At 66.4% G+C, this 24,050-nt stretch carries 20 protein-coding genes; 15 read left to right on the plus strand and 5 right to left on the minus strand.

The genetic code is table 11. The annotated features are described in order from the left end of the window. Nucleotides 1-34: 34 nt before the first annotated feature. Genes KYE46_RS09690 through KYE46_RS09715 form a run of 6 tightly spaced genes read left to right on the plus strand, consistent with a single transcriptional unit; the run spans nucleotide 35 to nucleotide 5,861 of the window. Nucleotides 35-202, plus strand: coding sequence for a hypothetical protein (locus KYE46_RS09690; protein ID WP_219000421.1), 168 nt, complete (start codon nucleotides 35-37; stop codon nucleotides 200-202). After that, nucleotides 199-1,401: a benzoyl-CoA 2,3-epoxidase subunit BoxA gene (boxA, locus tag KYE46_RS09695; protein ID WP_219000422.1), complete on the plus strand. Its 1,203-nt coding sequence runs from the start codon at nucleotides 199-201 to the stop codon at nucleotides 1,399-1,401. The genes KYE46_RS09690 and boxA overlap by 4 nt, the downstream gene beginning before the upstream one ends. A 1-nt stretch (nucleotide 1,402) precedes the next feature. Continuing rightward, a complete protein-coding gene (locus tag KYE46_RS09700; RefSeq protein ID WP_219000423.1) occupies nucleotides 1,403-1,855 on the plus strand; it encodes an acyl-CoA thioesterase in 453 nt (150 codons plus the stop codon). Then, nucleotides 1,848-2,747 carry a helix-turn-helix transcriptional regulator gene (locus tag KYE46_RS09705; protein ID WP_219000424.1) on the plus strand — a complete coding sequence of 300 codons (900 nt, stop codon included), beginning with the start codon at nucleotides 1,848-1,850 and terminating at the stop codon, nucleotides 2,745-2,747. Before KYE46_RS09700 ends, KYE46_RS09705 begins: the two co-directional genes overlap by 8 nt. A 37-nt stretch (nucleotides 2,748-2,784) precedes the next feature. Continuing rightward, a complete protein-coding gene (locus KYE46_RS09710) occupies nucleotides 2,785-4,851 on the plus strand; it encodes an FAD-dependent oxidoreductase (protein ID WP_219000425.1) in 2,067 nt (688 codons plus the stop codon). Beyond that, nucleotides 4,848-5,861, plus strand: a complete 1,014-nt coding sequence (locus KYE46_RS09715; protein ID WP_219000426.1) for an aldo/keto reductase — start codon at nucleotides 4,848-4,850, stop codon at nucleotides 5,859-5,861. Before KYE46_RS09710 ends, KYE46_RS09715 begins: the two co-directional genes overlap by 4 nt. A 7-nt stretch (nucleotides 5,862-5,868) precedes the next feature. Here the strand turns inward: KYE46_RS09715 and KYE46_RS09720 are convergent, their stop codons facing one another. After that, the gene (locus tag KYE46_RS09720) at nucleotides 5,869-6,096 is read right to left on the minus strand and encodes a DUF6455 family protein (protein WP_219000427.1); all 228 of its coding nucleotides are present in this window, start codon (nucleotides 6,094-6,096) and stop codon (nucleotides 5,869-5,871) included. Between the two features lie 160 nt (nucleotides 6,097-6,256). Here KYE46_RS09720 and KYE46_RS09725 point away from each other — a divergent pair, with 160 nt between their 5' ends. Beyond that, nucleotides 6,257-8,128 carry an FAD-dependent monooxygenase gene (locus KYE46_RS09725; protein ID WP_219000428.1) on the plus strand — a complete coding sequence of 624 codons (1,872 nt, stop codon included), beginning with the start codon at nucleotides 6,257-6,259 and terminating at the stop codon, nucleotides 8,126-8,128. Nucleotides 8,129-8,142: 14 nt separating this feature from the next. Here the strand turns inward: KYE46_RS09725 and KYE46_RS09730 are convergent, their stop codons facing one another. Further along, nucleotides 8,143-9,801, minus strand: coding sequence for a sulfatase-like hydrolase/transferase (locus tag KYE46_RS09730; protein ID WP_219000429.1), 1,659 nt, complete (start codon nucleotides 9,799-9,801; stop codon nucleotides 8,143-8,145). Nucleotides 9,802-9,948: 147 nt separating this feature from the next. After that, the gene (locus KYE46_RS09735) at nucleotides 9,949-10,512 is read right to left on the minus strand and encodes an NADPH-dependent FMN reductase (RefSeq protein ID WP_219000430.1); all 564 of its coding nucleotides are present in this window, start codon (nucleotides 10,510-10,512) and stop codon (nucleotides 9,949-9,951) included. Nucleotides 10,513-10,708: 196 nt separating this feature from the next. Here KYE46_RS09735 and KYE46_RS09740 point away from each other — a divergent pair, with 196 nt between their 5' ends. Beyond that, nucleotides 10,709-13,228, plus strand: a complete 2,520-nt coding sequence (locus KYE46_RS09740) for a cation:proton antiporter (protein ID WP_219000431.1) — start codon at nucleotides 10,709-10,711, stop codon at nucleotides 13,226-13,228. 135 nt (nucleotides 13,229-13,363) lie between these two features. On the opposite strand, the gene KYE46_RS09745 is transcribed toward KYE46_RS09740, so the two are convergent. Beyond that, the gene (locus KYE46_RS09745; protein ID WP_219000432.1) at nucleotides 13,364-14,632 is read right to left on the minus strand and encodes an aminotransferase class V-fold PLP-dependent enzyme; all 1,269 of its coding nucleotides are present in this window, start codon (nucleotides 14,630-14,632) and stop codon (nucleotides 13,364-13,366) included. 250 nt (nucleotides 14,633-14,882) lie between these two features. Here KYE46_RS09745 and KYE46_RS09750 point away from each other — a divergent pair, with 250 nt between their 5' ends. The 7 genes from KYE46_RS09750 to KYE46_RS09780 all read left to right on the plus strand — a co-directional run bounded on the left by KYE46_RS09750 (nucleotide 14,883) and on the right by KYE46_RS09780 (nucleotide 23,169). Continuing rightward, complete coding sequence (locus tag KYE46_RS09750; RefSeq protein ID WP_219000433.1) at nucleotides 14,883-16,397, plus strand: malonate--CoA ligase; 1,515 nt, start codon at nucleotides 14,883-14,885, stop codon at nucleotides 16,395-16,397. A 268-nt stretch (nucleotides 16,398-16,665) separates the two neighbouring features. Further along, entirely contained in the window at nucleotides 16,666-17,505 is an 840-nt protein-coding gene (locus KYE46_RS09755) for an alpha/beta fold hydrolase (RefSeq protein ID WP_219000434.1), read from the plus strand. Nucleotide 17,506: 1 nt separating this feature from the next. After that, nucleotides 17,507-18,415, plus strand: coding sequence for a VOC family protein (locus KYE46_RS09760; protein WP_219000435.1), 909 nt, complete (start codon nucleotides 17,507-17,509; stop codon nucleotides 18,413-18,415). A 2-nt stretch (nucleotides 18,416-18,417) separates the two neighbouring features. Next, the gene (locus KYE46_RS09765; RefSeq protein WP_219000436.1) at nucleotides 18,418-19,209 is read left to right on the plus strand and encodes an SDR family oxidoreductase; all 792 of its coding nucleotides are present in this window, start codon (nucleotides 18,418-18,420) and stop codon (nucleotides 19,207-19,209) included. Between the two features lie 18 nt (nucleotides 19,210-19,227). Beyond that, complete coding sequence (locus tag KYE46_RS09770) at nucleotides 19,228-20,877, plus strand: thiamine pyrophosphate-binding protein (RefSeq protein ID WP_219000437.1); 1,650 nt, start codon at nucleotides 19,228-19,230, stop codon at nucleotides 20,875-20,877. Next, nucleotides 20,874-21,683 (plus strand): aspartate dehydrogenase, encoded by an 810-nt coding sequence (locus tag KYE46_RS09775; protein ID WP_219000438.1) that lies wholly within the window; start codon nucleotides 20,874-20,876, stop codon nucleotides 21,681-21,683. The genes KYE46_RS09770 and KYE46_RS09775 overlap by 4 nt, the downstream gene beginning before the upstream one ends. A gap of 7 nt (nucleotides 21,684-21,690) precedes the next feature. Then, nucleotides 21,691-23,169, plus strand: coding sequence for an aldehyde dehydrogenase (locus KYE46_RS09780; protein WP_219000439.1), 1,479 nt, complete (start codon nucleotides 21,691-21,693; stop codon nucleotides 23,167-23,169). Here KYE46_RS09780 and KYE46_RS09785 read toward each other — a convergent pair. Then, nucleotides 23,166-23,948: an IclR family transcriptional regulator gene (locus tag KYE46_RS09785; RefSeq protein WP_219000440.1), complete on the minus strand. Its 783-nt coding sequence runs from the start codon at nucleotides 23,946-23,948 to the stop codon at nucleotides 23,166-23,168. The two genes, KYE46_RS09780 and KYE46_RS09785, sit on opposite strands and share 4 nt — an antisense overlap. Nucleotides 23,949-24,050 lie beyond the last annotated feature (102 nt).

Below are 24,050 nucleotides of genomic sequence, written 5' to 3' on the forward strand. Positions count from 1 at the left end.
ACCGGCCTTCCCATCTGCGTCAGGGAGGACAGACATGGTTATCAGCCGCCAAGCGACCGCACCCATCTCCGCGCCGGCCATTGCCCGGCTCCGCGAAAGCTGCATGGGTTGCACCGATTGCAAGGGAACCTGTACCGAGCTGATGCAGATGTTCCTGCTACCTGAAATTCTGCTCCGTCGCCGCCGGGAGGGCCAGTCGTGAACAAACCCCTGAAACAGCACCTGATCGACCCGGAAATCTGCATCCGCTGCTACACTTGCGAGATGACATGCCCGGTGGGCGCGATCGAGCATGACGACAACAACGTCGTCGTGAACCCCGACACCTGCAACTTCTGCATGGATTGCATCCCGGTCTGCCCGACCGGCTCCATCGACGAATGGCGCGTGGTCAACGAGCCCTATTCGCTGGAAGAACAATACGAATTCGACGAACTCCCCGAGCAGGGCGAGATCGCTCAGGCCGCGGCGGCGCCGGAAGGCACCGAAGATGGCGATGCCGAGGTCGATCCCGTCGCCGCCCTGCTGGCCGAGGCCCATGCGGGCGCGGGCGGCAAGGCCAAGGCGCCCGCCAGCGCCGCGAAGCCCTCGGTCAACCTCTACAACCTCGGCCATCCGGTCGAGGCCGTGGTGCAGGGCAACTACCGCCTCACTGCCGAGAGCTCCGACGCCGACGTGCGCCACATCATCCTCGATTTCCAAGGCAAGCCGTTCCCCGTGCTCGAGGGCCAGTCCCTCGGCATCATCGCGCCGGGTGCTGACGCCGAGGGCAAGGCCCATCTGCCGCGGCTCTACTCCGTTTCCAGCCCCCGTGATGGCGAGCGGGCGGGCTATCACAACGTCTCGCTCACCGTGAAGCGCGAGGAGGGGGGGCTCTGCTCCAACTATGTCTGCGACCTGAAGAAGGGCGACAAGGTGCGCGTCACCGGGCCGTTCGGCGCGACCTTCCTGATGCCCTCGGACCCCGACGCGCGGCTGCTGATGATCTGCACCGGCACCGGCTCCGCGCCGATGCGCGCGTTTACCATGGCGCGCCAGCGCAGCGTCGGCGTGAAGCCGGGCGGCATGATGATGTTCTTCGGCGCCCGCACCCCCGACAGCCTGCCGTACTTCGGGCCGCTGAAGAAAATCCCCTCGGACCTGCTGGAGCAGCACCTCGTTTTCAGCCGGATGCCCGAGCAGCAGAAGGAATATGTGCAGGACCGGATGCTGGCGGAAGAAGACCGTGTGGCCGAGTATCTCAACGATCCCAAGACCCACATCTACATCTGCGGCCTGAAGGGCATGGAGGAGGGCGTGGAGCGCGCCTTCACCACCATCGCCGAGTCGATCGGCGAGCAGTGGATCAACCTGCGCGACGGCATGCGCGAGGATGGCCGCTATCACGTGGAGACCTACTGACATGACGCCAAAGCCCGACAGCGCCCATTGCCACGAGATCAACGTGACGTGGGGCGATTGCGACCCCGCCATGATCGCCTATACCGCGCGGCTGCCGTGGTTTGCGCTCGATGCGATCAACGGCTGGTGGGAGGCGCATCTGGACGGTGATGGCTGGTTCCAGATGGAGCTCGACCGCAATGTCGGTACGCCCTTCGTGCGGCTGGAGATGGATTTCACCTCTCCGGTGACCCCGCGCCACAAGCTGCTGTGCTACGTCTGGCCCGAGAAGCTCGGCACCTCGTCGATCACCTTCCGCGTCGACGCGGAGCAGGACGGCAAGTTGTGCTTCTCCAGCCGGTCGGTCAGCGTCTTCACCGTGGCTGACAAGTTCCAGAAACAACCGGCACCCGCCGAGATCCGCGCCATTGTTGAGCCGTTGATCCCGCCGCAGCCCGTAACCGCCGATGCCTGACGACGCGCGTCATATCCCCTTCGAGGAAGACGTGGCAGAGCTGATCCACCACGTCGGCGAGAAGGTCCTGTCGCTGCGCAAGGCGCGGCGCATGTCGCGGCGCGAATTGTCCGAGACCTCGGGCGTGTCGCCGCGTTATCTGGCGAAGCTGGAAGGCGGCGACGGCAATATCTCCATCGGCCTGCTCAAGCGGGTCGCGCTGGCGCTGGATACACCGGTGGAACAAATCCTCGTGCGCGATGATCCCCAGGCCGCCGAAACCCTGCACATGATGCAGATGTATCGCCGCGCCGACGCCGGAACACGCGCGCGGGTGCTGCAGGTTCTCGACCCCGAACGAACCCGCGCCCAAAAGGCCGAACGGCTTTGTCTCGTGGGGCTTCGTGGCGCGGGGAAATCGACCCTCGGCGCACGCATCTCTGCTGCGTTCGACGCGCCGTTCATCGAGTTGAACGACGAGATCGAGCAGAACGCCGGCATGCCCGTGGCCGAGATCATCGCGCTCTACGGCCAAGAGGGCTATCGCCAGCTCGAGGCCGACACCCTTGGCGCCATCGTGAAAAGCCACGAGCGCGCCATCGTTGCCGTGGCCGGTGGCATCGTCTCGGAAGAGACCACCTTTCAGCAGTTGCTGTCGCGCTTCCACTCCGTCTGGGTCCGCACGTCTCCCGGTGAACACATGGAGCGCGTCCGCGCCCAAGGCGACGTGCGCCCGATGGAGGGCAACCCCCAGGCCATGATCCAATTGCGCCAGATCCTGAAGGCGCGAGAGGTCTATTACGCGCAGGCCGACCACCTGTTAGACACCAGCGGAAAGTCGGTGGATGTCAGCGAGGCGGAGCTTTCGGACCTGATCCAAACCTATCAAATTCTGGGCGCTGATCGCCGCTGATCCGGCCATTCGCCCTAGCACATAAAAGGAGATCGCCATGAGCGTGACCACGCGCCGCGAAGAAAACGTAGGCTTCGTCGAGATCGACAACCCACCCGTTAACGCCATTAACCAGGCCGTCCGCCAAGGGCTTCTGGACGCCGTGCGGTGGGCCGAGAAAGAGATGCTGGACCGGGTCATCGTCACTGGCGCCGGCCGTGCCTTTGCCGCGGGAGCGGACGCGAAGGAATTCGACAAGGCCCCGGTGGAGCCGCATCTGCCCGACGTGATGAACGCCATCGACGAGAGCTTCGTGCCCTGGGTCGCGGCAATCAACGGCGTGGCGCTTGGCGGCGGCGCCGAGATCGCCATGGCCTGCCGGATGCGCATCATGGCGCCGGGCGCTCAGATCGGCCTGCCCGAAGTCACCCTCGGCGTGATCCCGGGCGCTGGCGGCACCGCGCGGCTGCCGCGCCTTGTCGGTCTGGAGAAAGCGCTCGACATGATCACCGGCGGCAAACCGCTCCGCGCGGAAGCAGCGCTGGCGGCTGGCCTGGTCCACATGGTCGATGAGAACCCCGTCGACGCGGCCTTCATGGTCAACACCGAGGAATTGGGCTGCATCGTCCCCACCTGGGAGTTCAACCCGCCCGAGGCCGATGCAGATGTCCTCGCAGCGGCCCGTGAGCGTGTGGCCGCAAAGATGTCGGATCAGATCGCCCCGCAGCGCGCCATCGACGTGATCGAGCATGGCCTGTCGGTCCCGTTCCACGAGGCGCTGAAGACCGAGCGCGCCGCCTTCATCGAGCTGAAGGGCGGTGAACAGGCCCGCGCGCTGCGCCACATCTTCTTTGCCGAACGTGCCGCCAAGGCGCCCGACTGGCTCGATGCTGCACCGGTGCCGCTGGAACAGGTCGCCGTCGTGGGCGGTGGCACCATGGGCGCGGGCATCGCCTATGCGCTGTTGAACGCGGGCCTTTCCGTCACGCTGCTGGAGACTGACGCCGATGGGGTCGAGCGGGCCAAGGCAAACGTCGAGAAGATCGTCGAGGCGAGCCTGAAACGCGGCATGATCGATGCGGCCCGCGCCGAGGATCACCGCGCCCGGCTGACGGTGACCGACGACTACGGGCAGGCGAACAAGGCGACCCTCGCGATCGAGGCCGCCTTCGAGTCGATGGAGGTCAAGCGCGACGTCTTCGCCAAGCTGGAAGCGGTGCTGCCGGCCGACGCGATCCTTGCCTCCAACACCTCCTACCTCGACGTCAATGAAATCGCCTCCTGCGTCGCGGACCCGTCGCGCGTCGTGGGGCTGCACTTCTTCGCGCCCGCCCACATCATGAAGCTCCTCGAGATCGTGAACGCGGACGCGACAGGCGACGTGGCACTGGCAACAGGCTTCGCGCTCGCCAAGAAGCTGCGCAAGGTGCCGGTGCTGGCGGGCGTCTGCGACGGCTTCATCGGCAACCGCATCCTTGCGCGGTACCGCGAGGCGGCGGACACGGTCCTGATGGACGGTTCCACCCCGTGGGAGATCGACGATGCCATGGTCGATTTCGGCTATGCGATGGGCCTCTACGAGACGCAGGACCTTTCGGGCCTCGACATTTCCCACGCCAACCGTCGCCGCCAGGACGCCACCCGCGATCCGAACCGACGCTACATCCCCATTGCTGACCGTCTGGTGGAGATGGGCAAACTGGGCCGCAAGACCGGGGCAGGGTGGTATCGCTATCCCGGCGGCGGCGGCAAGGTCGCGGACCCCATCGTGGCTGACCTCGCGCTGGAAGAGGCGCATTTCGCCGGGATCACCCGCGTGGATTACTCCGAGGGCGAGATCCGCTCGCGTTTGCTGCATGCGATGATCAACGAGGCCGCCGACCTGCTCGACGAGGGCATCGCACAATCGGCGCGTGACATCGATCTGGTGACGGTCTTCGGCTATGGCTTCCCCCGGTGGCGGGGCGGGTTGATGCATTACGCCGACACCCTTGGGGCCAAGGCAATCGTCGCGCAGCTCGAGGAATACGAGAAGGAAGACCCGCTGGTCTGGAAGGTCTCGCCGCTGCTGCGCCGCTGCGCGGAAACCGACACGCCTCTTGCCGACGCGAAGCCCTCGGCATGAAGTACCGGCTGCTTGGGAACTCGGGCCTTCGGGTCTCGGAAATCGCGCTCGGCTCGCTGAATTTCGGCGAGCAGAAGGCCTGGGGTGTCGACCGGGAAGAGGCGCTGCGGGTCCTCTCGACCTTTGCCGAGGCAGGGGGCACGCTGATCGACAGCGCGCCGAACTACGCCAAGGGTGCAGCCGAGGAGATCATCGGCGCCTTCATCGCGGACCGGCGGCACGAGGTCGTGGTTTCGACGAAATACACGGCTTCTAGTGACCCTCACGTGCTGGCCGGCGGCAACAGTGCCCGCACAATGGTGGCCTCGGTCGAGGCCAGCCTGAAACGCCTCGGGACCGATCACATTGATCTTCTGTGGCTGCATTTCTGGGACGGCACGACACCGCTGGACGAGATCCTGAAAGGGTTCGATGCGCTCCTGAGCGCGGGCAAGATCCGCTACACCGGCTTTTCGGACGTCCCTGCCTGGCTGGTGAGCCGCGCGGCGACCATGTCGGAGTTCCGCGGATGGGCGCGGCCCGCGGCGGTTCAGGTAGAATATTCGCTCGCCGCGCGCGAGGCGGAGCGGGAATTCATACCGATGGCCGCGGCTCTGGATCTCGGCATCGTGGGGTGGGGTGCCATGGCGGCAGGCGCGCTCAGCGGCGGCGCAAATCCGCAGCGGCGCCCGGCGGACAAGGTGCCCGGCGCGGTGCGCGCCAACGTCGACGCGGCGCGCGAGATCGCGGAGGAGGCCGGGCTGTCACTGCCCGAGGCGGCCTTGCGCTGGCTGCTGCGGGACGGGCAGGCAGCCCCCGTCGTGCCCCTGATCGGCGCGCGCGATGCCGCGCAGCTCTCGGAGACTCTGGCTTCGGCCGATGGGCCGTTGGACCCGGAGGTAGCCGCGCGCCTGACGAAGGCCACGGCGCCGCGTTTGGGATTTCCCCATGACCTGATCGGCTCGCCCTACCTGCAGCGCTTCGCCTTCGGCAAGGATAACGAGATGCACCCGTTCCGGCCCCGCGCCTGAGCGGCGGTTACCAGTTGCGACAATAGGAGGGCGCGGCGTCGAGCGTCGGGTTCTCCGCCTGCAGACGCGCGCAAGCCGCGTGCTCCTTGCAAGCCGCACAGCGCAGGATCGCGGACCGGTAGGCGGCCGCATCGGCCTCCGTTGGCGATGTGGTTGTGCCGGGGACGCGCGTGCCAAGGCGGTCGGCCATCCCCGCGGTGAGGCTGCAACTCTCGTCAATTTTCCTGTAGAACATGGGTCACCTCTTTCCTTCTGACCCGACCGAGGATGGCTTGGAATTGACAAGTGCGCCTTGATTTGGATCAACGTCCTCCGCTCGATTGGGGTGCCTTCCAAAGTTGTTGCATTTAGTAAGTAGGCATACTATATTCGCGACAACGTGACGGGAGGATTAGATGCAATACCACCTCGAAGGGTTTCGTCCCGGCGATCCCCATGTGTCTCCCGCCGTCGATCAGCCCGCCACGCCGCATGATAAGGTGGATGTCATCATCGTCGGCTGCGGACCTGCCGGGCTGACGTTGGCCGCGCAACTCGCCGTCATCGGTGGGCTCAGCGTGCGCATCTTCGATCGCAAGGAGGGCCCGCTGGAGGTCGGGCAGGCCGACGGCATCGCCTGCCGCTCGATGGAGATGTTCGAGGCCTTCGGCTTTGTCGAGAAGGTCCGCCGCGAGGCCTATTGGGTGAACGAGACGACCTTCTGGCGCCCCAGGCCCGGCGGCTCGGGCCTGCGCCGGGCCGACCGCATTCAGGACGTGGAGGATGATCTTTCGCACCAGCCCCACGTGATCCTCAACCAGGCGCGTATTCATGATTTCTTCCTCGAGGTGATGGCGAACGCGCCCGCGCGTCTGACGCCGGACTACCGGCGGGATCTGGTTTCGCTGACACGGGACGATACCGCCGAGTATCCGGTCACTGCCACCTTTGACCGCCTCGACGCGCCCGGTGAGCAAGAGGTCGTGCGAGCGAAATACATCGTGGGCTGCGACGGCGCCCGCAGCGCAGTGCGCAAGTCGCTCGGGCTGGCGTTGAAGGGGGACGCAGCGCGGCAACTCTGGGGCGTGATGGACGTGTTGGCCGACACAGATTTCCCCGACATCCGCCTGAAATGCGCGATCCAGTCGGCGGAGGCGGGCAGCATCCTGCTGATCCCGCGCGAGGGCGGCTACATGGTCCGCCTCTATATCGAGCTGGATGCCCTCCACGGCGACGAGCGCGCGGCGGACCGCAACGTGACCGCCGCGATGCTGGAGCAAAAGGCGCAGGCGATCCTCGCGCCCTACCGCTTCGAGGTGCGCGAAGTCGCATGGTGGTCGGCCTACGAGATTGGCCAGCGGGTCTGTGATGCCTTCGATGACGCCAATGAGGCCCGCGATCCGCGTATTTTCATCGCGGGTGACGCCTGCCACACCCACAGCCCTAAGGCGGGGCAGGGGATGAATGTCTCCATGGCCGATACCTTCAACCTCGGCTGGAAGCTGGCCTCGGTCTTGAAGGGGCAGGCGGGCCCTTCGCTTCTGGCAACCTATTCGGCGGAGCGTCAGGCCAAGGCGCAGGAATTGATCGACTTCGACCGCGACATGGCGCGGCTGTTCAGCGAGAAGCCGAGAAACGCCGAGGAAGAGGCAAGGTTCCAGACCTACTTCCAGACCCACGGCCGCTACACCGCCGGGGTGGAGACGACCTATGACAGCTCCCCCATCGTCGGCCCGGACAGCCATCAGCATCTTGCGACGGGTCAGGTCATCGGCAAGCGGTTCCACTCCGCACCGGTGATCCGGCTCGCTGACGCCAAGCCTTTGGAATTCGCGCAGGAGCTTCTGGCGGACGGACGGTGGCGCATCGTGGCTTTTGCCGGAGAGGACGACGACGGCACGGAAGGCGGCGCGGTGGCGCGGCTATGCGACTACCTGTCGGATGATCCGGCCTCGCCGCTGCAACGCTACACGCCGAGGGGCGCCGATCCCGATGCCGTGATCGATTTGCGCGCGGTGTTCCAGCAATCGCACCGCGACCTCGACCTTTCAGCCATGCCGGGGCTGCTGCTGCCGCGCAAGGGACGGCTTGATTTGATCGATTACGAGAAGATTTTCACCGTCGACACGCGCGGCCCGGTTGATATCTTCAAGCAGCGCGGCATCGACCGCAGAGCCGGTGCGCTAGTGGTGATCCGCCCGGATCAGTTCGTGGCCCATGTGCTGCCACTCGACAGCCACGCCGCGCTTTCGGACTTCTTCGCGGGGTTCATGCAACCGGCGGAATAAACCCCGCGTCTCGGTCACTTCCGGCGTGACGCAGGGCCCGCCGGGGTCAGGGAGGCGAAGGGCTTGCCAGCGACCTCTTCATATTCCTCCTCGTCCCAGAAGCCGATCAGGATGCCGACGTCTGACGCGCTTTTTTGTCCTGCAAGAACCTGCGGCGTTGCGGTGATCCGCGTGTGGTGGCGGCTGGCCCATTCAAGCAACGCCGCTTCCATCCGGGCGCGCACCTCGACATGTTCCGGCTCTGGCGAGGCGCCGAGATCCACCAGCTCCTGCGGGTCGGTTTCCAGGTCAAAGAGGACCGGGCGAAACCCTTCGCAGCGAATGAATTTCCAGCGGCCGTCGAAAATCATCTTGGTATGGGCGTCAAACTGCGGCTGCTTCAGGGCGGCGGCCATCTCAGACCAGTTGTAGTCGTGCTCACTGATCGCGTAGCGGCGCGAGAAGCCTTCGGTGCCGTGCAGGATCGGGGTCAGGTCGCGGCCCTCGATGATGTGCGGCTTCGCCTCGCACCCCACGGCATTCATGAAGGTCGGGGCGAGGTCGATCATCTCCACCAACTCGTCGCAGACATGGCCGCGCGTCGCGTCAGCCTCGGGACGCGGATCGGCGATGATCAGCGGCACCTTCACCGCCATCTCGTGATAGAAATCCTTGTCGCCCAACCAGTGATCGCCCATGTAATCGCCGTGATCGGAGGTGAATGCCACGATGGTGTTCTCGCTCAACCCCTCGTCATCCATCCACGCGAACAGCCGCCCGAGGTTGTCGTCGAGCTGCTTGATCAGGCCCATGTAGGCGGGGATGACATGTTCGCGCACGTGATCGCGCGAGAAGCTGCGGCTGACCCGCGCCTCGCGGTACGCGGCCATCAGCGGATGGTCATTGTCGAACTCGGCCTGCGAGCGGATCGGCTCGACGATATGCCGCTCGTTGTACATGTCGTGGTAGGGCGCCGGCACGATATAGGGCCAGTGCGGCTTGATGTAGGAGAGGTGGCAGACCCAGGGGCGGTCGTCGTCCTTCGCCTCGCGCATGAAATCCATCGCCCGGTTGGTCATATAGGCGGTTTCGGAATGCTCTTCGGGCACGTTGGCGGCGAGGCGTGAGTTCTTCAGGAGCCAGGCCGAAAGCAGTTCTCCATCCGGATCGATGCCGGAATTGGCGAATTCTTCCCAAGGGTTATCGGACTCGAAGCCATGGGCCACGAGGTAATCATCGTAGGCGGACCAGTTCTGCTTGGCGCTGTCGGGATGCAAGCCGTCGTCGCGCTCGAACGCTTCGAACCCGCATTCGCGTACTCGCACGCCGATCTCGCTCTCTGGCGGAATGCCGAGCCATGCCATCCCCTCGGCGTCGGCGACCATGTGGGTCTTGCCGACGAGCACCGCCCGCGCCCCCGCACCGCGCAGGTGATCGCCGAGCGTCGGCTCGCCGATGCGCAGCGGCATGCCGTTCCAGGTGGAGCCGTGGCTGCGTACGTAGCGCCCGGTATAGGCAGACATCCGCGAGGGGCCGCAGACCGGCGACTGCACGTAGGCCTTGTCGAAACGCACCCCCCGCGCGGCCAGCGCATCGATGTGCGGCGTGTGCAGATGAGGATGTCCGTAGCAGCTGAGATAATCGAAGCGAAGCTGATCGGCCATGATCCACAAGACATTGGGGGGAGTGCTCATCAGCCTGTATCCTCATTCTCGCGTGATGACCGCAGCTTGCGCAGGGCACAGCGGGTCAGGCACCGCGCAAGGCGGTGTATTCATTGAGCGATTGATGAAGGTCAATGCGGGCGAGGTCTAGACCTTTCGTGGGCTTCAGCGCCCTTGTTACCGGTCCTTTTCGCCGCGCGCGAAGGCGGTGAAACCTGCGAGATAGGCGGCCAGACGGTCTCGCATCTTCTCGTCCGTCAGCGCGCCGGTCTCGTCGAACAGGTCACCCGCGCGGGCGACCATCAGGCGACCCTCGTGCCACGGCCGCGTCCGGAGTGTGCGAAAGACGCTCAGCCACGCATCCTGCGCAAGGATCGTGCCGAACCCGCCCGGCGTCGCGCCGACGACCGCGATGGGCTTGGCGCCAAATACCTTCGCCATGTCGCTCGACGGTCTGCTCGCCCAATCCATCGCGTTCTTCAGCACGCCCGGGACCGAATTGTTGTACTCGGGCGAGAAGAGGAGAAGCCCGTCAGCGTCGATGATCTGCTGTTTCAATGTTTCGACTGGCGCGGGGATGCCGTGGACCGTCTCGTCATCGCCGTTGTAAAGCGGAATGCCTGCGATGGTCCCCTCGATCAGAGTGCTGCCCTCGGGCATCAATGCCTGCGCCGCGCGCAACAGGGCCGTGTTGTAGGAGCCACGCCGGAGGCTGCCGGAGATGCCGAGGATGCGTGTCATTTGCCTGTCCTTCCATTGATCGAAGGAACGCGCCCTCCCGAGGCGATGGTAATGCGGGCGCGGCGGTAATCAACAACGCGCGCTTACGCGGCACGCGCGGCCTTTCTCGCGGCACGCGAGAGGCAGGGCGCAAGTTTCCGTCAGCACGCTCAAGCTGGCAGTTCCGGCTCCCGGAGAAACAGGATAAAGCATTGTAATGGACATCGTTTTGATAACTGCGACCATCGCATCGCTGTTCGTCATCATCGGCGTGGCGGAGCCGCTCTCGGAACGGGCGCGGCTGCCCTATACCGTGATCCTTGCGCTGCTCGGTATCCTGATCGCGGTCGCAGCGAGCTTCTTTTTGCGCACCGAATTGACCGATGCGCTGAACCCGGTGGCCGAGACGATTCTGGCGTTGCCGATCCGGTCCAACGTCTTCCTCTACGTGTTCCTGCCGACGCTGCTGTTTCAGGCCACCCTTGGCATGAACCTGCGGCGGATGATGGACGACTGGGTGCCGATCCTCGTGCTGGCGGTCGTCGCGGTCTTCGTGGCGACGCTCTCGGTGGGCTACGCGTTGTCCTGGGTCAGCACCTTGCCGCTGGCGGCCTGCCTGTTGATTGGCGCGATTGTCTCGACAACCGACCCCTCGGCCGTGGTCTCGATCTTCCGCTCAATCTCGGCGCCGCGGCGCCTGTCGCGGATCATCGAGGGCGAGAGCCTGCTGAACGATGCCGCCGCCATCGCGCTTTTCGGCCTGTTCATGGGCTTCGTCATGATCGGCGTGCCCAACCCCGAGCTCGGCACCGCCGCGCGGCAGTTTCCGATCCTGATCGCCGGAGGCGCGTTGACCGGCTGGCTCGCGGCCCGGGTGGGGCTGTGGATCATGGCGTCGTTCAGCGTCCACGAGTTGGCCGTCATCTCCATCTCCATCGCGCTGCCCTACCTCGCCTATATCGGGGCCGAGCAACTGGTCGGCGCCTCGGGCGTCATCGCGGTGGTGGCGGCGGGGCTGACGCTGAACCTCGCCGGGCCGGGCCGCTTGCCGCCGCAGGCCTGGATCAATCTGCGCGAGGTCTGGGACCTGCTGGCCCATTGGGCGGGCGCGTTGATCTTTATCCTCGCGGCCCTGCTGATCCCCCGTCTTCTGGAAGGGGCGCGGCCCGGCGATTTCATCTTGATCGGTGTCGTCGTGATCGCCGCAATCGCGGCGCGCGCCGTCATCCTTTTCGGGCTGCTGCCGCTCCTGAGCTTCCTGCGCCTCTCACCCGTGGTCGAGCGTCCCTACCGCACCGCGATCCTTTGGGGCGGCTTGCGCGGCGCGGTGACGCTCGCATTGGCCCTTGCCGTGACTGAAAGCATCCGGGTGCCCATCGAGGTCAAACGGCTTGTCGGTATCCTCGCCACCGGCTTCACGCTGTTCACGCTGATGGCGCAGGGCTCTACGCTGCGCTGGATCATCGCGCGGCTCGGGCTCGACCGCCTGTCGCCCATCGACGAGGCCATGGCGCGGCAGGTCGTCGCCGTGGCGCTGCAGACGGTGCGCGAGGACGTGGCGCGCACGACCGAAGCCTATGACCTGACCCACGATGTCGTGCGGACCGAGGCGAAGAGTTTCGGTGAGCGGCTGGAGAGGGCGGTCAAGGCGGCGGAGGAAAGCGACGACATCCTCGACCGCGACCGCATCACCCTGGGGCTGATCGCGCTGGCGGGGTTCGAGAGGGACCGGATTCTGCAGAAGGTTCGCGAGGGGACGATCTCGGCCAGCATGGCCGAGCAGATCCTATTGGAGGCCGACCGCCTGCTGGAGGCCGCGCGAAGCGGGGGGCGCAGCGGCTATCAGCGCGTCGCGCGCCGTTCGGTGGCATATGGCCGTGCGATGCGGCTCGCCGTTGCGATCCACACGCGGTTCGGCATCTCGGCGCCCTTGGTGCGGATGACGGCGGACCGCTTCGAGAAGCTGCTGTCACAGCAACTCATCCTGCGTGACCTCGATGTTTTCATCGACAATCGCATTCGCCGCATCCACGGCCGCCGCGTGGCGGAACTGCTCCACGACATGACCGCGCGCCGGATCGAGATGGTGGAAACCGGCCTCGACGGGTTGCGCCTGCAATATCCGGGCTACGCGGAAGAGTTGGAACGCCGCTTCATCCGCCGCACCGCGTGGCGGATGGAGGAGCGCGAATATATTTCCATGCGCGAGGATGGGTTGATCGGGGCCGAGGTCTTCACGACGCTGACCCAGGACATCGCCCGCCGCCGCGCCGAGGCCAAGGAGCGCCCCTCGCTCGACATCAGCCTCAAGCGGTTGGAACTGGTGCGCCAGTTTCCGCTTTTCGCCGACCTCGACGATCGCGCGCTCCGGCGGCTCAACCGGGCGCTGAAGTTTCGCTATGTCAGCCCTGACGACATCATCGTGCGCAAGGAAAACACGATGAAGAACGTCTATTTCATCGCGTCCGGCGCGGTGGAACTGGAAAGCGCTGGCCAGACGTGGCGGCTCGGGCGGGGTGAGATGTTCGGGCAGGTGGCGATCTTGATCAAGAACGCCCGCCGCGCGCAGGTCCGCGCGATTGCGCCGACGACGCTTCTGGTCCTTGATATCGTCCGCTTCCGCGCGCTGCTCGACCGCAGCCGCGCCCTGCAGAACGCGGTGCGCGAAAGCGCCGAGAAGCGCGGTATCGATCCGGATCGCTTGCTGGATGATGTGCAAGTGCCGGCACAGGCGTAAGCGCGGCGGTCAGGGGGCTGTCCGCACTGCTTCAAAGCTGACCTAGATCAGACGCCCCTCTGCAAACGGAACGGGCGCAAGGGTTTCCCCTCGCGCCCGCTCTATTAAAAAATTTCGTGATGCCACAGCGCTAGCTCATGCCGCCGCTTCAAGCTCTTCCGTGATCTCGCGCATCGCCTGCAGGAACTGCGCCACTTCCGCTTCCGTGTTGTAGTGGCACATCGAGACGCGGATCGCGTCGGTGCGGCCAAGCGGATCGAGGATGTTGCCCGAGTAATGATCCGCCTTGCGCGTGTGGGTGCGGATGCCCCGTTCCCGAAGCGCCGTCACCACGTCCGGTGAGGCGATGCCATCGACACAGATGCAGACGAGCCCCTCGCGCCGCGGGTTGTCCTCGCCGCCGATGATCGTGACTGCCGCCATGTCAGCCAGACCCTTCTGGTTGCCGGTGCCATGGATCATCGCCTCGCAAAGCTGACGCTCATGGGCGTGGATCGCCTTGCCCGCGGCGACGATACGCGCGCGGCGGTCGTCGCTGTCAGTGAAGTTGCTGCCCAACCAGTCGAAATAATCCACCACGTCCGAGAAGGTCGCGTAAGAGCCAGTGTCGCGGGTGCCGAACTCCCACGGATCACCCGGCGCGCCGACAAGGTGCTCGTGCGGCAGGTTGGAGAGCCGGTCGGAGATCCAGGCAATGCCGTAGCCGTGGCGCGAGAACATCTTGTAGGGCGAGATCACGTAGCCATCGATGTCATAGCTGGCGATGTCGAGCTGCCCGTGGGCCGCGTGCTGGATGCCGTCGACGATGATGAAACACTCCGGCGCGATGGCCCGGACCGCCTTGGAAATCGCGGCGACGTCCATGCCCATCCCGGTCACCGGCGAGGTGTGCAGGATCGTCACAACCTGTGCATCCGGCGTCACCTGCGCGGCATAGGCCTCGGCGTCGACGGCGCCGGTGGCGTCGTCATGGGCGATGTAGACGTGTTCCTTGCCCATCGTCTCGGCCCATTTGGCCGCCGCCGAGCGGCTCGCGGGATGCTCGACCGTGCTGGAGAAGACCTTGCCCTCGGGCGTGCCAACAATTGCCGTGCGGATCAGGCGGAACAGCAGCTCGGTGCCGCTCTCGCCGACGAAGAACTGACCCTCCGGCGCGTTGAACATCACCGCCATATCGGCCTTGGCCTTGTCGATGGTCGCCACCAGCGCCTTGGCTGCGGGGTTGTCGCGGCCCTGATTGTCCGGGATCGCGGCGAATTTGCCCGAGGTCTCGACCACCGAATTCAACGTCAGCGCGCCGCCTGCGTTCTCGAAGAATACGCGCGGCCCGACGAAGGGACACTCGGAAACATGGGCGAAGCGGGCGCGAACCTCGTCGAGGAGGCCGGGCTTGGTCGTGAGCATATCTGTACTCCAGAAAAATAAGGTTGAGGGCAATGTTCATGGCCGCGGATGCGGGGGCGGCCGGTTTTCCGATGGCATCCGTAAGGCGACTTTCCGGGAACGACAAGCAGCCGCCCCCTTTGGTGGGCCGCCCTGCGACGCGGTGTGGAGGGTCAGGACCTCGTCTGCCACTGGGTTGTTCCATGATCGGAATGCGATAAACCGACCCGAGAGACGAGACACCCGAGACTATCCGGAGGCACGACACACCATGGCCAACCCCCTCTACGACGCCCTGCTGGCCCGCCACGTCGGGCAGGACACGCCGTTCCTTCACCTGCCGGACGGCAGCACCGTCAGCCACGGCGCCTTCATGGAGAAGGTGGCGCAGACCGTCTGTGCGTTGCGCGAGTTGGATGTGCAGGCGGGAGACCGGGTCGCCGTCCATGTGGCCAAGTCGCCGGAGGCTCTCGCGCTCTATGCCGCGTGCCTCCAGAGCGGCGCTGTCTTCCTGCCGCTCAACACCGCCTACACGCCGTTCGAGCTTGAATATTTCGTCGGCGACAGCGGGGCCTCGCTCTTTGTCTGCGACCCCTCTGAAGCCGAGGCTCTTGCGGGGATCGCGGCGGAGAATGGCTGCACGCTCCATACCCTCGCCGCAGATGGCAGCGGGTCTTTCGCCGATCTGGTCGAGAGCCAGCCGGTTACCGCCCCGGTGGCCGATCGCGGCCCCGATGACCTTGCCGCGCTGCTCTATACCTCGGGGACGACCGGACGCTCGAAGGGGGCGATGTTGACGCAGAATAACCTGCTGTCGAACGCGCAATCGCTGGTGGAGGAATGGCGCGTCACCTCTGACGACGTGTTGCTGCACGCGCTGCCCATTTTCCACGTCCACGGCCTGTTCGTCGCCTGCAACACGATGCTTCTGGCGGGCGGGTCGATGATCTTCCAGCCGAAATTCGACGTCGCGCGCGTGATCGAGCGTCTCCCGGACGCAACCACCATGATGGGCGTGCCGACCTTCTACACCCGCCTCTTGAGCGAGCCTGCCTTCGACCGTGCCCTTACACAGCACATGCGGCTCTTCATCTCGGGTTCCGCGCCGCTGCTGGCCGAGACCCATGAGCGCTTCGAGGAACGCACCGGTCACCGCATCCTTGAGCGCTACGGCATGACCGAGACCTCGATGAGCACCTCCAACCCCTATGACGGTGCGCGGCGCGCGGGCACCGTGGGCTTCCCGCTGCCCGGGGTGGAGGCAAAGGTCTGCGATCCCGAAACCGGCGCCGAGCTGCCCCGGGGCGAGATCGGCGTGTTGGAAGTGCGCGGACCCAATGTCTTCAACGGATATTGGCAGATGCCCGAGAAAACCGCCGAGGAATTGCGCGCCGATGGTTTCTTCATTACCGGCGATCTCGCCCGGATCGACGCGGATGGCTACATCACCATCGTCGGGCGCGGGAAAGATCTGATCATTTCGGGCGGCTACAACATCTATCCCTCCGAGATCGAGATGTTCCTCAACGCTCTGCCCGGCGTCTCTGAAAGCGCCGTCGTGGGGGCCCCGCATCCCGATCTCGGCGAAAGCGTCGTGGCGGTGCTGGTCGCGGAGGCGGACGTGCCGCTTGATCTCGACGCGGTCGATGCAGCCGTGCGCCGCGATCTGGCCGGCTTCAAACGGCCGCGCCACATCGCCGTGATGGACGCGCTGCCGCGCAACACGATGGGGAAGGTTCAGAAGAAGAACCTTCGGGATCAGTTCGCCGAAGTCTTCACGGCATAGACGGGCAGGGCGGCTTCGCGGCGCATGAGCTGCTGAGACCGCCGCGTATCCTCGCGGGGAAACTTGGTATCGTGGTTGCCAGAGGTTCACGCACACCGCTCGCCCCGCTGCCGACGCTCCCTGACAGGCCGCAACCCGTGCCTTGACAGGCACCCCCTTGCCGCTGCAATATATTTTGAACGCAAAGTTCACAATTGAACAATCGCAGATTTGCCAGTCGCTAAGGATGCGCCAATGAGCCGACGTTCGCAGGTTAACAGGTTCCGCCATGACTGAGGTCAGCCGTCAGTCCACCGGCGAGGTGTCCTACCTCACGCGCTCCGGCTCAGGACCCGTGGTGGTGTTCCTGCACGGCATTGGCTCGAACGCGGCCTCCTTCGCGCCGGTCTTCGACAGGCTGCCCGCGGACCTGAACCTCGTCGCCTGGAACGCGCCGGGCTATCTCGACTCGGCGCCTCAGGCGGAGCCTTGGCCCGTTGCGGACGACTATGCCTGCGCGCTGGAGCGGTTTCTCGACGCCCTCGGCCATCGCCGCGTGCATCTGGTCGGCCATTCCCTCGGCACCCTGATCGCCACCGCCTTCGCCCGCCGCGCCCCCGACCGGCTCGACAGCCTGACCCTCGCGGCCGCTGCCAATGGCTACGGTGTGACGCCGGGGGGCGCGCTCTCCGACAAGACGGCCAAGCGGCTCGAGGATCTCGCAGCGCTCGGCCCCGCCGCGTTCGCCAAGGCGCGCGCCGCCAACCTCGTCCACGACCCCGAGGCCAACCCCGAGATCGTGGCACAGGTGGAAGCCGCCATGGCCCAGGTGAACCCGGAAGGCTACGAACAGGCGGTGCGCATGCTCGCTTCCGGCAACCTCGCTGGCGACATCGGCGCCGTGAAGATGCGCCCCGCCTTCATCATCGGCGCGCAGGACAATGTCACGCCCGAGGCGCAGACCCGGGCCGCCGCCGATGCGTGGCAAGCGGCCCATGGCGCCGCCCCGCGCGTCACCGAAATCGACCAGGCGGGCCACGCGGTCTACCTGCAACAGCCCGATGCCTTCTGCGATGCCCTGATGGCGCAGATCGCCCCCGCCTCATCCCGCAACCCCGAGGGAGTTTGACATGACCCAAGAGCTCAGATTGCACCACCTGCGCGGCATCGTGATGCGCGCGCCGGGCATCACCGCCACCACCCCGTTCTACACCGAGCAATGGGGCCTCCACCTCGCCCATGAAGAGAAAGGCATCACCTACCTGCGCGGCACCGGTGAGCAGCCGTTCATCTACGGCCTCAAGGATGATTCCACCTACGGGATCGAATACATCCACTTCGGCATGCCCGACCGCGAGGGCGTCGACGCGCTCTACCGCCAGCTCGAGGGCAAGGGCGCCGACCTGCGCGGCGCCCCCGGCACGTTCGACGGACCCTTCGGCGGCTACGGCTTCGAGGTCGCGGACCCCGACAACCGCCGCCTGCGCATCACCGCCGACATCGAGCTGCGCGAGGCTGACGACACCCACGCCTACCCGCGCAAGATCAGCCATGTGGTGCTGAACTCTCCCGACATGGACGGCGTGCAGAAGTGGTACGAGGACATGCTCGGCTTCCGCACCTCGGACTATTCCGCCGACCAGATGGTGTTCCTGCGCTGCGGCAGCGACCACCACGCCATCGCGCTCGTGCGCGCACAATACCCCTCGGTCAACCACGTGGCCTTCGAGATGCCCGGCATCGACAGCTTCATGCGCGGCATCGGCCGGATGAAGCAGAAGGGTCAGGTGCCCAGTTGGGGGCCGGGCCGCCACGGGCCGGGCAACAACCCCTTCGCCTATTTCGTCTCGCCTTCGGGCTTCGTGATCGAGTTCACCTCCGAGGTGCAGCAGATCGACGAGGAGACCCATGAGCCCAAGGTCTGGTCGCGCAGCGATCCCGAGGCGATGGACCAGTGGATGACGGCGGGCCCGCCCACGCCGGCGCAACGCGCGGTCATGGCCGGGCGCCCCGATCCCGGCTTCCCGAAGGAGGGCTGAGCATGGACCTCGGGTTGAAAGACCGTCGCGTCGTCGTGACCGGCGGCACCTCCGGCATCGGCCTGGCGGCGGTGCGGATCTTCCTGGCTGACGGCGCGAAGGTCGCCTTCTGCGCCCGCGGTGCAGAGCGGCTGGAGAAGGTCGTGACCGAGCTCTCGTCGGAGTTCGGCGCTGACCGGGTGATGGGGCGCGCCTTCTCGGTGCTGGACGCCGAGGCCGTCACGGGCTTCGCCGAGGAGGTCCGCACGGCCTTCGGCGGCTGTGACGCGCTGGTAACCAACGCGGGACAGGGGCGTGTTTCGACCTTCGCCGACACCAGCGACAACGACTGGCGTGACGAGCTGGAGCTGAAGTTCTTCAGCCAGCTGCACCCGATCCGCGCTTTCGAGGGGATGCTGCGCGACAGCGGCGGCGGCGCGATCGTTGCGGTGAATTCCCTGCTGGCGCTCCAGCCCGAGCCGCACATGGTCTGCACCTCCGCTGCCCGTGCCGGGGTCCAGAACCTGCTCAAGTCCCTCGCCACGGAACTCGCGCCTGCGATCCGGGTGAACTCGATCCTCCTCGGCCTCGTGGACAGCGCCCAGTGGCAACGCCGCTTCGAGGCGCGCGAGGATCCATCGCAGTCCCGCGAAGAATGGTTCGCCGCGCTCGCGCGCAGCAAGAAGATCCCGATGGGCCGCCTCGGCGATCCGCAGGAGCCTGCCCGCGCCATCGCCTTCCTCGCCTCTCCCGCAGCCAGCTACATCACCGGCGCCAAGCTTGAAATCTCCGGCGGCGTGTCGCGCTTTGCCTGACCAATGAAAGACCAGACCATGTCCCAGACCGTAGGCCACCAGATTGCCGAGGCCCTCGCCGATGCCGGCGTCACCACCATGTTCGGGGTGATCTCGATCCACAACATGCCGATCCTCGACGCGATAGCCGAGCAGGGGCGCATCCGCTTCATTCCCGCGCGCGGCGAGGCCGGCGCGATGAACATGGCCGACGCCTTCAGCCGCGTCTCGGGCCAGTTGGGCGTGGCGCTGACCTCTACCGGCACCGCGGCAGGCAATGCCGCCGGCGCACAGGCCGAGGCGCTGACCGCCGGCAGCCGCGTGCTGCACCTGACCACCCAGATCGACCGGCCCTTCATGGACCGCGACCGCGCCGCCATCCACGACGTGCCCAAACAGCCCGAGATGCTGCGCGGCGTCTCCAAGGCGGTCTACCGCATCTGGGACGAGACCGGCGCGCTGAGTACCGTGGCCGCCGCCGTCCGCGCCGCGATGACACCGCCGACCGGCCCCGTCAGCCTCGAGGTGCCGGTGGACGTGCAGCGCGTGCCCGCCGTGCCGGGCATGCGCCTGACACCGCCGCGCCCGGCATTGCCGCCGGTCGAGGAAGCCGCGCTCGACGCGTTGGCCGAGAAGGTGAAGAGCGCCAAGCGCCCGATGATCTGGCTCGGCGGCGGGGCGCGTGGGGCAGGGGCCGAGGCCCTGGAACTGGTGGAACGCGGTTTCGGCGCTGTCAGCTCGACGCAAGGCCGCGCCATCGTGCCCGAAAGCCACAAGGGCACGCTCGGGGCCTTCAACATGACGCCCGAGGCCGAGGAGATCTACAAGAGCAGCGACCTGATGATCGTCGTCGGCTCGCGCCTGCGCGGCAACGAGACGCGCAACAACAAGATGCCACTGCCGAAGCCGCTCTACCAGATCGACATGGAGCCCACCCAGGGCGGCCGCAACTACTCGGTCGACGGTTTCATCTGCGGTGACGCGGCCCAGACGCTGCGGGCGCTCCTCGACCGTCTGCCCGAGACGCTGGAGACCGATCCGCAGCTGCACTACGACATCTCCGTGGCGCGGGCGAAATCCGAGGGCGCCCTGCGCAGCCGCCTCGGGCCTTACCAGGTCGTCGCCGATCACCTGCTCTCCGTGGTGCCCGAGGGCGGCCACCCCTGGGTGCGCGACGTGACGATCTCCAACTCCACCTTCGGCAACCGCTACGTGCAGTTCGCCAAGCCGAACCTTGGCGTCCACGCCCTCGGCGGCGGCATCGGCCAGGGCATCGCCATGGCGGTGGGTGCGGCGGCGGGTGCTGAGGCGCGCACCATCGCGCTGGTGGGCGACGGCGGCGCGCAACTCGGCATCGCCGAGTTGATCACGGCGGTCGACGCGGAGCTGCCGATCACCTTCGTGCTGATGAACGACGCCGCCTACGGCGTGATCGAGAACATTCAGGACGCGCAATACGACGGGCGGCGCCACTACTCGGCCCTGAAGACCCCGGACTTCGCCAAGCTCTGCGACGCCATCGACATGCCCCACGTCCGGGTCTCCGACATCGAGGCCTTCGCCGAGACCTTCGACGCCACGCTCGACCGCAAGGGTCCGATGGTCGTCGAGGTCGACATGATCGCCATCGGCCCCTTCGCGGAATCCTTCGCGGGTCCCCCGGCTGGTGCTGCGGGCAGCGCGAAATGAGCCTGGGTCACGTCGTCATCATCGGGTTCGGCGCCATCGCGCAGGACCTTGTCGAAATCCTCCGCGCCCAGGACGAGGCGCCGGGCAAGCTCTCCGTGCTGGTCCGGCCCGAGCGGGTGGAGGAGGTCAGCCAAGCGCTTGGCGACCGCGCTTTGGTGAGCGCCGACCTCGCGGCGCTGCTGGCCGCGCAGCCCGATGTGGTCGTGGAATGCGCGGGTCACGGCGCCGTGACCGCCTACGGCCCCGAGGTGCTGCAGAGCGGCACCGATCTTGTCGTGGCCTCGGTCGGTGCGCTCGCCGACGCCAAACTTGCCGCGCGGCTGGCCGAGACGGCCCGCCAGTCCGGGGCGCAATGCGTTGTGCCTTCGGGCGCCATCGGCGGCATCGATGCTCTGGGCGCCGCGCGACTCTCGGGCCTCACCTCGGTGCGCTACACCGGGACGAAGCCCCCCTCGGCGTGGTCCGGCACTCCGGCGGAGGAGGCCTGCGACCTCGCCGCCCTGAGCGAGCCCTTCACCTTCTTCGAGGGCACGGCGCGGGAGGCGGCGCAGGCCTATCCCAAGAACGCCAACGTCGCCGCAACGCTGGCCCTGGCCGGGCTTGGCATGGATGAGACCACTGTCAGCCTCGTCGCCGATCCGGGCGCGACCGAGAACGTGCACAGCTTCAGCGTCGCCTCGCAAGCCATTGAATTCTCGATGAGGTTGGTGGGTAAGCCGTCGCCGCTTAACCCCAAGACCTCCCGATCCACCGTTTACAGCATCGCCCGCGCCGTCCTGAGCCGGCGCGCCGCGATCGTCATCTGAGGGACCCATGGAACAGACTTTTCGCGACGACCTGATTTTCGTCGGCGGCACCTGGCAGCAAGGCCGCGGTGCGCAGATCACCTCCCGCTTCGCCGCCGAGGGCAGCGTCAACACCACGCTGACCGGCGCCTCGGCCGAAGACGTGGAGACCGCCATCGCGCGGGCCCGCGACGCGCAGCCCGCCTGGGCCGCGCTGAAGCCCCACGAGCGCGCCACCGTGCTGCACAAGATCCCCGAGGGAATCACCGCCAATATCGAGCGGATTGCCTGGGTGCAGAGCCGCGACACCTCCAAGACCCTCGGCGAGACCCGCGCGCTGGCCACCTCGGCCGCGGCCACCTTCCGCTACTTCGCCGCCGTGGCGGAGACGGCGGACGAGCTGCTGACCGTGCCGCGCGGTGATTACACAACGGCCTCGATCCACGAGCCGCTCGGCCTCGTCGCCGCGATCACGCCGTGGAACTCGCCCATCGCGTCCGACGCCCAGAAGGTCGCCCCGGCGCTGGCCGCAGGCAACGCCGTGCTGCTGAAGCCCGCAAGCTGGTCGCCGCTGGTGGCATTGGAACTCGCGCGCATCGCCGAGGAGGCGGGGCTGCCTGCGGGGCTTCTCTCTGTCCTTCCGGGATCGGGGCGCGAGGTCGGCAACCTGCTGGTCGAGCACCGCGATATCGCCAAGGTCTCCTTCACCGGCGGCACCTCCACCGGGCGGCGTCTGGCCCATTCGGCGGCGGACAAGCTGATGCCGGTCTCGCTCGAACTTGGGGGTAAATCCCCGACCATCGTCTTTGACGATTGCGACACCGACCTCGCCATCGCAGGTATCCTCTTCGGCATCTTCTCGTCGTCGGGGCAAAGCTGCATCGCGGGCTCGCGCCTTTTCGTGCAGCGCAGCATCTACGATGAGTTCGTCGCCCGTCTCGTGGAGGCCACGAAGGCGCTGAAAGTCGGCCATCCCTTCGATCCGGCCACCCAGGTCTCCTCGCTGGTCCATGCCGAGCACCGCGACAGCGTGGCGCGCTACGTGGAGATTGCCCGCGAAGAGGGGGGCGAGATCCTCTGCGGCGGCGCAGCACCAGAGGGCGCAGAATACGCGGACGGGGCCTACTACCTGCCGACGATCATCGCCGGGCTGGAAAACACGGCGCAGACCTGCCGCGAGGAAATCTTCGGCCCGGTGCTGGTGGTCATGCCCTTCGACGACGAGGCCGACGTGATCGCCCAGGGCAATGACAACGACTACGGTCTGGCCTGCGGCATCTGGTCGAGCGATCACCGCCGCTGCCAGCGCATCGCCCGCGCCATTCGCGCCGGTACGGTCTGGATCAACACCTACAAGCAGTTCTCGATCTCGACGCCCTTCGGCGGCGACGGCAACAGCGGCATGGGTCGTGAGAAGGGCCGCGACGGCCTGCGCGCCTACCAGCGGCAGAAGTCGATCTACGAGGACATGTCCGGCCAGCCCCATCCGTGGGCGCGATGGCCCTAGCGCGGGGTATATCCCATCGCGCGCGAGGCTTCGTGCGCGGCCGAGGTGACGGCGTCGATCAGCGCCGGGTCACGATCCGAGAAACGTGCCTCGGGGCCCGAGACGTTGATCCCGCCCACGACCTGCCCGGTATGGTCGAAGACCGCCGCCGCGCAGGAGCCGATCCCGGCCTCGAAATTGCCTTCGCTCCAGGCAAACCCCTCGGCCTTGTCATGGTGCGCCTGGCCGAGGATCGCCTCGACGGTCTGGGGGGTCTTGTCGGTGGCCTGAGACAGCGCGTCGTCCGAGAAGATCTGCCGCAGTTGCGTCTCGGTGTATTCCGCCAGAATCGCGCGCCCGATCGACGAGGCATGGGCCGGCAGACGAGAGCCGGTGCGCACGTTGCTGACAAGATGCGAGTTCGGCGCTTCACGGCCGAGGTAGATGACGTCGCGCCCGTCCAGAACACCCAGATGCGCCGACATCCCGGTCTCTTCGCAGAGCTTGCGCAGGATCGGCTGGCAGACCTGCGCGATATCGCGCCCCTGGATCGCTTGCGCCCCGAGGCTGACCAGCCCGGCGCCAAGACGGTACCCCGCGCCGTCGTCGATCTCTTCGATCATGCGATGCGCCACGAGGGTATGAATCAGGCGGATCAGCGTCGTGCGGTTGATCCCCAGATCACGCGACACGGTCGAGAGGTTCCGCGCCCTTTGGCCTTCGCCGATGTAATGAAGCAGCTTCAAGGCACGTTCAACCGGGGGAACGGAATACGTCGTCTGCGCGGGCGTTTCGGCCATTGGGGTGCGTCCTGTCGTTCAAATCCGAACCGGTCCAAGGGAAGCCCCGTGATGAGGCTGAAAGCTATTGACCGTCACGGACATGTAATATTATCTTTGAAC

Source organism: Gymnodinialimonas ceratoperidinii (assembly GCF_019297855.1).
Lineage (GTDB): Bacteria > Pseudomonadota > Alphaproteobacteria > Rhodobacterales > Rhodobacteraceae > Gymnodinialimonas > Gymnodinialimonas ceratoperidinii.

Excerpts from the sequence above, each read along its gene's own strand:
- KYE46_RS09690 (WP_219000421.1), top strand. The coding sequence starts at position 35 with ATGGTTATCAGCCGCCAAGCGACCGCACCCATCTCCGCGCCGGCCATT.
- KYE46_RS09700 (WP_219000423.1), top strand. The coding sequence starts at position 1,403 with ATGACGCCAAAGCCCGACAGCGCCCATTGCCACGAGATCAACGTGACG.
- KYE46_RS09705 (WP_219000424.1), top strand. The coding sequence starts at position 1,848 with ATGCCTGACGACGCGCGTCATATCCCCTTCGAGGAAGACGTGGCAGAG.
- KYE46_RS09710 (WP_219000425.1), top strand. The coding sequence starts at position 2,785 with ATGAGCGTGACCACGCGCCGCGAAGAAAACGTAGGCTTCGTCGAGATC.
- KYE46_RS09715 (WP_219000426.1), top strand. The coding sequence starts at position 4,848 with ATGAAGTACCGGCTGCTTGGGAACTCGGGCCTTCGGGTCTCGGAAATC.
- KYE46_RS09720 (WP_219000427.1), bottom strand. The coding sequence starts at position 6,096 with ATGTTCTACAGGAAAATTGACGAGAGTTGCAGCCTCACCGCGGGGATG.
- KYE46_RS09725 (WP_219000428.1), top strand. The coding sequence starts at position 6,257 with ATGCAATACCACCTCGAAGGGTTTCGTCCCGGCGATCCCCATGTGTCT.
- KYE46_RS09730 (WP_219000429.1), bottom strand. The coding sequence starts at position 9,801 with ATGAGCACTCCCCCCAATGTCTTGTGGATCATGGCCGATCAGCTTCGC.
- KYE46_RS09735 (WP_219000430.1), bottom strand. The coding sequence starts at position 10,512 with ATGACACGCATCCTCGGCATCTCCGGCAGCCTCCGGCGTGGCTCCTAC.
- KYE46_RS09740 (WP_219000431.1), top strand. The coding sequence starts at position 10,709 with ATGGACATCGTTTTGATAACTGCGACCATCGCATCGCTGTTCGTCATC.
- KYE46_RS09745 (WP_219000432.1), bottom strand. The coding sequence starts at position 14,632 with ATGCTCACGACCAAGCCCGGCCTCCTCGACGAGGTTCGCGCCCGCTTC.
- KYE46_RS09750 (WP_219000433.1), top strand. The coding sequence starts at position 14,883 with ATGGCCAACCCCCTCTACGACGCCCTGCTGGCCCGCCACGTCGGGCAG.
- KYE46_RS09755 (WP_219000434.1), top strand. The coding sequence starts at position 16,666 with ATGACTGAGGTCAGCCGTCAGTCCACCGGCGAGGTGTCCTACCTCACG.
- KYE46_RS09760 (WP_219000435.1), top strand. The coding sequence starts at position 17,507 with ATGACCCAAGAGCTCAGATTGCACCACCTGCGCGGCATCGTGATGCGC.
- KYE46_RS09765 (WP_219000436.1), top strand. The coding sequence starts at position 18,418 with ATGGACCTCGGGTTGAAAGACCGTCGCGTCGTCGTGACCGGCGGCACC.
- KYE46_RS09770 (WP_219000437.1), top strand. The coding sequence starts at position 19,228 with ATGTCCCAGACCGTAGGCCACCAGATTGCCGAGGCCCTCGCCGATGCC.
- KYE46_RS09775 (WP_219000438.1), top strand. The coding sequence starts at position 20,874 with ATGAGCCTGGGTCACGTCGTCATCATCGGGTTCGGCGCCATCGCGCAG.
- KYE46_RS09780 (WP_219000439.1), top strand. The coding sequence starts at position 21,691 with ATGGAACAGACTTTTCGCGACGACCTGATTTTCGTCGGCGGCACCTGG.
- KYE46_RS09785 (WP_219000440.1), bottom strand. The coding sequence starts at position 23,948 with ATGGCCGAAACGCCCGCGCAGACGACGTATTCCGTTCCCCCGGTTGAA.